6 protein-coding genes are annotated in these 6175 nt (G+C 45.8%); 4 read left to right on the forward strand and 2 right to left on the reverse strand.

Annotated features, from left to right (window positions below; all coding sequences use genetic code 11):
* From RMO52_RS05830 to cydB, 3 genes are all read left to right on the forward strand, one after another.
* Positions 1 to 1241: peptidase domain-containing ABC transporter (locus tag RMO52_RS05830; RefSeq protein ID WP_310411797.1), on the forward strand; the 1241-nt coding region annotated here is incomplete at its 5' end.
* 641 nt (positions 1242 to 1882) lie between these two features.
* On the forward strand, positions 1883 to 3325 hold the full coding sequence (locus RMO52_RS05835) for a cytochrome ubiquinol oxidase subunit I (RefSeq protein ID WP_310411800.1): 1443 nt from the start codon (positions 1883 to 1885) through the stop codon (positions 3323 to 3325).
* Between the two features lie 212 nt (positions 3326 to 3537).
* Positions 3538 to 4551 (forward strand): cytochrome d ubiquinol oxidase subunit II, encoded by a 1014-nt coding sequence (cydB, locus tag RMO52_RS05840; RefSeq protein ID WP_309742858.1) that lies wholly within the window; start codon positions 3538 to 3540, stop codon positions 4549 to 4551.
* A gap of 54 nt (positions 4552 to 4605) precedes the next feature.
* Here cydB and RMO52_RS05845 read toward each other — a convergent pair whose 3' ends face one another.
* Both RMO52_RS05845 and RMO52_RS05850 read right to left on the reverse strand, forming a co-directional pair.
* A complete protein-coding gene (locus tag RMO52_RS05845) occupies positions 4606 to 5271 on the reverse strand; it encodes a phosphatase PAP2 family protein (RefSeq protein ID WP_309742855.1) in 666 nt (221 codons plus the stop codon).
* A 59-nt stretch (positions 5272 to 5330) separates the two neighbouring features.
* On the reverse strand, positions 5331 to 5795 hold the full coding sequence (locus RMO52_RS05850) for a hypothetical protein (protein ID WP_310411803.1): 465 nt from the start codon (positions 5793 to 5795) through the stop codon (positions 5331 to 5333).
* Between the two features lie 258 nt (positions 5796 to 6053).
* On the opposite strand from RMO52_RS05850, the gene RMO52_RS05855 reads away from it, so the two are divergent.
* A partial coding sequence (locus RMO52_RS05855; protein WP_309742870.1) for an Hsp70 family protein occupies positions 6054 to 6175 on the forward strand: 122 nt, incomplete at its 3' end.

The raw sequence follows: 6175 nt of genomic DNA on the forward strand, positions 1-6175 counted from the left end.
CTACCTTACCTTTGTGCGTGCTGATTACCACTATTATCTCCCCGATCGCCCGCAAACAACTGCGCGAAAAAGCCGAACGCAATGCCAGATCCCAATCTCACCTAGTCGAAGTAATCTCTGGCATCCAAACCGTCAAGGCTCAAAACGTCGAACTGCGATCTCGGTGGAAATGGCAAGAACGCTATACCCAATACGTGATGGCGGGATTCCAAACCGTAATTACCTTTACCACCGCCAATTCCGCCACCACCTTTCTCAATCAGCTCTCCAGCTTATTGGTGCTGTGGGTGGGTGCGTATCTAGTCCTCGACGGCAAACTTACCCTCGGACAACTGATCGCCTTTCGGATCATTTCTGGGTACGTCACTAGCCCCCTGCTGCGGCTAACGCAACTCTGGCAGAACTTCCAAGAAACCGCCCTATCACTCGAACGGATTGCCGATATTCTGGATACGCCGATGGAATCCACCGATATCGATCGGGGCAATATTCCCATGCCCACGATTCGCGGTAAAGTTAAATTCGATAATGTCTCCTTCCGATTTGCCACAACTGGCCCGCTCAATCTCGATGGCATCAGTTTAGAATTTGCCGCTGGTAAATTTATCGGCATCGTCGGTCAAAGTGGCTCTGGTAAAAGTACGCTGATGAAACTCTTACCCCGACTCTACCCACTCGAATCGGGGCGCATCTTAGTCGATGATTATGATATCGCCAAAGTCGAACTCTACTCTCTTCGCCAACAAATCGGTATCGTCCCCCAAGATACCCTACTATTTGAAGGTAGTGTCCAGGAAAATATCGCCCTCAACTATCCCGACGCCACTACCGACCAAATCATTCAAGCCGCTAAAGTTGCCTACGCCCATGACTTCATCATGGAGCTGCCCAATGGCTACAACTCCTCCGTCGGCGAACGCGGATCGGGCTTATCCGGCGGACAACGCCAACGAATTGCGATCGCTCGGACGATCCTCCAGAACCCGCGCCTACTGATTCTCGATGAAGCCACCAGCGCCCTCGACTATGAATCCGAAAACCACGTCTGTACGAATATCGCTGACGCTTTTGCCGGGAGAACGGTCTTTTTTATCACCCACCGCCTGACGACAATTCGCAATGCGGATATTATCTTGATGATGGATCGCGGTATCGTCGCGGAACTCGGCACCCATGCGGAACTGATGGCATTGCAAGGACGATATTATTGTCTCTACCAACAACAAGAGTCTCAGCTCTAAATTTGTAGCGATTAGTTCGCGTAGCGTCTCGCAGAGATGGCACGCTTTGCGAACGATCGGTCTAGAGATTGCTTAGCGTACCGCAGAATCAAATCAAACAGCTCGATCGATTCAAGCATTTTAAACTCTTATTCATTCAATTATTTCGTAGGGTGGGCAATGCCCGCAGACAATTTTTGACATAGTAACGTGGATATTGAGAGTGGTTAAAATCGCTCGATTATTGAAGAGATTGCTCGATCGCACAACGTACCGTAGGTAATCGAATTAAGCAGTTTAAACTCCTATTGCTTCGGCTCTGAACTACGTTTCTCTCTATTTCCGAATTAGTACGCCCCAAATTACCAATAGTAGGAGTGCGATATAACTACCCACAAAAATCCATTCCTGCCAAGTGTCTTGAGTCTCCATCGTCATAAATCTCGATCGCTATTTCCACATTATATTTCCTAACTAGCGACAACTGCACCTACACCTGAAGTTTCAGAGACGGTTCCTACCTCTGTAACTCTATTGGATCGGTTGACTAATATACAAAGATGTGCATATTTAGGATAGCTCGATCGAAGCTCTTCAGGTGGAAAAGTGTCTATCATTAAAACTAGGTCAAATGAAAATATAAACCAAATAGCAGGTCAGACATGGATATTTTTTCAAATACCGTCGCCCTATCGCGAATGCAGTTTGCTTTCACAGCCATTTTTCACATGCTGTGGCCTGTTTTGACAACAGGGATGTCTATTTATCTAGTCATCATCGAAGGACTGTGGCTTAAGACCCGCGACCCGGATTATTACTATCACCTTCGCTTTTGGTCGAAGCTGTTTATCTTGAACTTTGGGATTGGGGTTGCCACGGGGCTGCCATTAGAGTTTCAGTTTGGCACTAACTGGGGGCCTTTATCCGAAGCTGTCGGGGACTTTTTTGGTAGTGTGTTGGGGTTTGAAGCTTCGATGGCGTTTATGCTCGAAGCTGGTTTTTTAGGGATTATGATTTTTGGTTGGGGACGAGTGGCACCGCCAATTCACTACTTGGCAACGATCATGGTGTCTTTTGGTGCCAACCTGTCAATATTTTGGATTCTATCAGCCAATTCTTGGCTCCAGACGCCTGCTGGTGGCGAGATGGTCGATGGCAAGTTTATCGTGAGCGATTATTTTCAGGCAATTTTGAATCCATTTATGGTCAAAAGTGTCGCTCACATGTTCTTGGCGACGCTAGAAACATCCCTATTTATGATCGGTGGGATTAGTGCTTGGTATATTCTCAAAGACCGCAATACCGCATTTTTTAGTCGCTCGCTCAAGATTGTTCTCGCCACGGCGATTGCGGTGGCACCGATTCAAATTTATGCCGGACATCTGAGCGCCGAGCATGTGGCTTTTTATCTTCCGTCGAAGCTAGCAGCGATGGAGTCGAAATGGGAAAGCTCTCCAGCGGGTCAGCCTGCGGACTGGAGCTTGCTAGCCATCCCCGATGAAGCCAACAATCGCAACTCGTGGGAATTAACCGTGCCGAATGGGTTGGGTTATATCTTAGAGTTTCGCAAAAATCTGTCTGAACCCGTACCGGGATTGAATGAATGGGAGCGCCAAGATCGCCCCAAAATGGTGGGACTGATTTATTATTCCTTCCGGGTAATGATTGCCATCGGCTTCTTTTTAGCCGCAGTGATGCTGTGGAACGTGTTGGAATGGTATCGGGGCAATCTGGCACCCGACAAGATTAGCGCCCAAAAATGGTTGATGCGCCTGTGGATGTTTTCGGCACCTTTGGGTTATATTGCGATCGAGGCTGGTTGGGTCGTACGCTGTGTGGGTCGCCAACCATGGGTACTTTACGATCGCATTCGCACGGCAGATGGCGTCTCAAATGTCCCGCCGACTAATGTCCTCACATCCTTGATTTTCTTTATGGTCGTCTATTCGATCTTACTAGTGACAACGCTCTACTTTGCCAGTCGAATTATCGGCGCAGGGCCAAAGCTGAATCTGCCAATACCAGGCGATGACGGTCAATTTATCCTCAGAACCGAACCCGCAGAATCGGTACCAGACCGCCGACCAGTCGAAGCGCAGCAGTAGTTAGGGGATAGGGAATAGGGGATAGGGGATAGGGAATAGAGGATATAGCAGTCCTATTTGATTTACAAGAGTATCGTAGGGTGTGTTATCGCGTAGCGTAACGCACCGAAGAAGAATCAACCTCACGAATCATTTAAGATCGCTATAGCTCCGATAACCTAATCCTGTAAATCCTCAAATCCGACAAATCCTGGTAAATCAGAGGAGTTTTTATGGACGCACTGTTACATTTTCTGCCGCAAGTTTGGTTTGTGATTTTAGGCTTGTTTTTGTTTTTATATGTGATGTTGGATGGGTTCGATTTGGGGGTGGGCATCCTTTCACTCACTAGTTCCGATGAAGAACGGCGCGGCTTGTTAATGACTAGTTTGGGCAATATTTGGGATGCCAATGAAACCTGGCTAGTAGTGATGGCTGGTGCCTTATTTGGGGCATTTCCGCTTGCCTACAGTACGATTCTGACGGCTTTGTATATGCCCATTTTTATGATGATTTTTGGGCTGGTATTTCGAGCGGTAGCGTTTGAATTTCGCGAGCATTCCAATAATAAATTATTCTGGAATTATGCTTTTGGTTTAGGTAGTTTCTTGGCTGCTTTAGGTCAAGGTTTCGCGCTCGGTAGTACGATCGAAGGAATTACCGTCGATGCTAAGGGTCATTTTGCTGGTTCGACTTGGGATTGGCTGGATTGGCGATCGCTATTAGTAGCCCTAACCTTGATTCAAGGTTATGTATTGATCGGTTCTACCTATCTAATCTTGAAAACCGAAGGCGAACTACAAAAGACTCATTATAAGACTGCCAAAATCGCAACTATTACGACATTTATTGGCGCAGTTCTAATTACGATCGTCACGCCAACATTTTACGAGGCACTGCGGACGCGGCTATTTGCTCCGCCGATGGTTTATGTATTTGCAGCGATTCCCGTTCTCGGCGGATTGTTGGTTTGGCTGCTGCTTAGAAGTATCGATCGCGAAGAAGAACGCACGCCATTTATCTGGACAATTTTGATTTTCTTGTTGAGCTTTCTCGGTCTAGGATTGATTATTTTCCCCTACGTTATTCCTACCCAAGTCACGATTTATCAAGCGGCTGCTTCACCCAGCGCCTTAGTATTTATGCTGACATTTGTGGGTGTGCTAATTCCAATTATGATCTTCTACAACATCTATAACTATGTCGTGTTCAGGGGCAAGGTTGTTACTGCTGTTGAATACGATTGAGGAATTTTAGCTTCTAGATCTAACTTTAAAAAGAGGGAGAAAACTTCCTCTTTTTTATGTATCTAGCGATCGCCGAAAGCTAAAACCCAACTTCAAACAAGTTGTCAACCATAAAAATCCAATCCCATAGCCAGCAATAATATCAGTCGGATAATGTACGCCTAAATATAAGCGACTCAAGCCGATCGAGATAATTAAGCTACTCGCGATCGCACAAATGTATAATTTAAACTGAGGCAACTCTTTGGCTAAGATATAAGCCAGAAAGCCATACACCACCATCGAGCCGACAGCATGACCGCTAGGAAAAGAAAATGTCGGATCTGCGATTAGTCTCGGCCATAATTCAGGACGTGGTTTGGCAAAAAATAACTTCATTTCCTGATTGATTATGATACCACCCGCACACACGATCGCAAATCTAATCGCATCCGAGTAGCGCCGCTTGATGAGCAGCCAGACGCTCGTAGTCAGAAAAATTGTAACGACTGTCGGCGGATCGCCCAGAGCCGTAAAAAACAACATTACTCGATCGAGTTGCGGAGTGGCAAATTGATGGAGCCATAATAAAAAAGATCGATCGAAACTAAATACTTCTTTTTCCCATACTTCGGTACACAGCCAAGCGACGATCGCCAAAATTAGTAAATAAACAATCAGCCATACACCTTGTCGTCGCAAGCTATCTATTAAATTATGACGATTGTGAAAATAGTGCATGGCACGATCGATCCGATGCGATTGTGAAATTAATGAGTGGTAACAAAATCAGTTATGATTTAACATACATCTGGCGGCAATTGAGACTTAGAATCTGGTTTTAGCTTCTGCGATATCGAGTCTTCAAGACTCTGACGCGAGATCTCTTTGCCGATATTGAGATTTTTAGAATTATTGAGAAATACCACTCGATCGATCTCAGGGAAAGCAAGTAAATAAAATAGTAGCTGAATTACAGGTACTTCTACTGCTGATTGAGTCGCTAGCGAGCCACCGTCGAAATTACTGATATCCTCAACTTTTATAAATGCGTAAATAACTTTGATTTCTAGATCGGGTTGGCGATGGTGGCGCAGAGTAGTGATGACAGATTCACCTTGCGAACTTTGGCAGATATAATACGTCGTCTGTGGTAGAGTTGCGGCGACCTGTTGTAAGATTGGCGCGATCGCCATCACGCTCATGCGGCTCTCAACATCTGGCGCACCGTCGATTAGTTTTTGGACTTGTTCTTCTAAATTCATAGGGGGATAGTGAATAGTGAATAGTGGATAGTGGATAGTGGATCGGGATTGGTGACGAGTTTAAATGTGAATAAAATCCTATGTGTCAATCTAGAACAACGTGCTTGCACGTTCTAAACACTATCCACTATTCACTATCCACTAGAGTAGTACTATCCCCACCCACCAGGTGGATCGATTACCATAGTTACGCTACGCGATCGGATAAAATAAGACCAATATTTGTGACAAATTTAGTCATACAAAGGGAAACAGCGGATGGGTAAAGTAGTAGGCATCGACCTGGGTACCACCAATTCAGTGGTAGCTGTGATGGAAGGTGGAAAACCAGTGGTAATCGCTAATGCAGAAGGGATGCGTACCACACCCTCCGTCGTTGG

The sequence above is a fragment of the Chamaesiphon sp. OTE_8_metabat_110 genome (genome assembly GCF_031382685.1).
Lineage (GTDB): Bacteria > Cyanobacteriota > Cyanobacteriia > Cyanobacteriales > Chamaesiphonaceae > Chamaesiphon.